Consider the following 759-nt stretch of genomic DNA (forward strand, 5'->3'; position numbering starts at 1 on the left):
CCGTCTGTATATATAGAGAGATAGTCGGTATCATCGAAGTATTGATAATCTATACCCGGACCACCCGGCTTTAAACGCGGATCGTCAAAAGGGTATGAACTCATATACAAATGATTTTTCGAGGTGGTAATAAACGCCTGGTTATTGACCACCACCACTCTTTTGATTTCTTTTCCTTCAGGATAGTCACGCATAACCCCATCGGAGTTTCTCTCCAGCGCCCGGGAAGAGGCCATATAGTCTGCTACCTGCCACGTTTGTCCGTAATCTTTAGATATCTTGTAAGCATCTGGCTCCCATCGTGGTATCAGAATATACTTATCTGATGGGTGAATATATACACCGGAAAAGATCTGATACGTTGAATAAACGCCATTTACTAATTCTTTATGTATATTCCGCCTGATATCATGATACCAAAGCGCTCCCTCACAATTATAGCCTTTTAATTCCAGATATCGGTTATCATCATAGCGATAAATAATCTGTGAGGGTGTTCTTTTTGTACAGGCAGCGATAGCACATAGCGAAATAGTTCCGATCATTATTTTTAACGCACTTCCCTTATTCATAATTTATCCTTAAACGTTAAGCGGTTTGGGCATATCCCATTGCCGATTATTTCCCCGCATCCATATCGCAGTGCATCCGGGTCCAGCCCTTATAGCCCACCACTTCCGGTTCTTTGTCCGGCAGGTTTTGATAGTTGGCCTTATATCCCTCCGTTAAATGGGCCAGGGATGCTTTCATAAACACCAC

At 42.7% G+C, this 759-nt stretch carries 1 protein-coding gene and 1 pseudogene; both read right to left on the bottom strand.

Annotated elements, in window-relative coordinates; all coding sequences use genetic code 11:
* A partial coding sequence (locus OGX67_RS00010; protein ID WP_286525568.1) for a T6SS immunity protein Tli3 family protein occupies positions 1-572 on the bottom strand: 572 nt, incomplete at its 3' end.
* Positions 573-618: 46 nt separating this feature from the next.
* Positions 619-759, bottom strand: a pseudogene (locus OGX67_RS26900) (T6SS immunity protein Tli3 family protein); the annotation flags it as partial.

The sequence above is a fragment of the Citrobacter sp. Cf118 genome (genome assembly GCF_030334095.1).
Lineage (GTDB): Bacteria > Pseudomonadota > Gammaproteobacteria > Enterobacterales > Enterobacteriaceae > Citrobacter > Citrobacter freundii.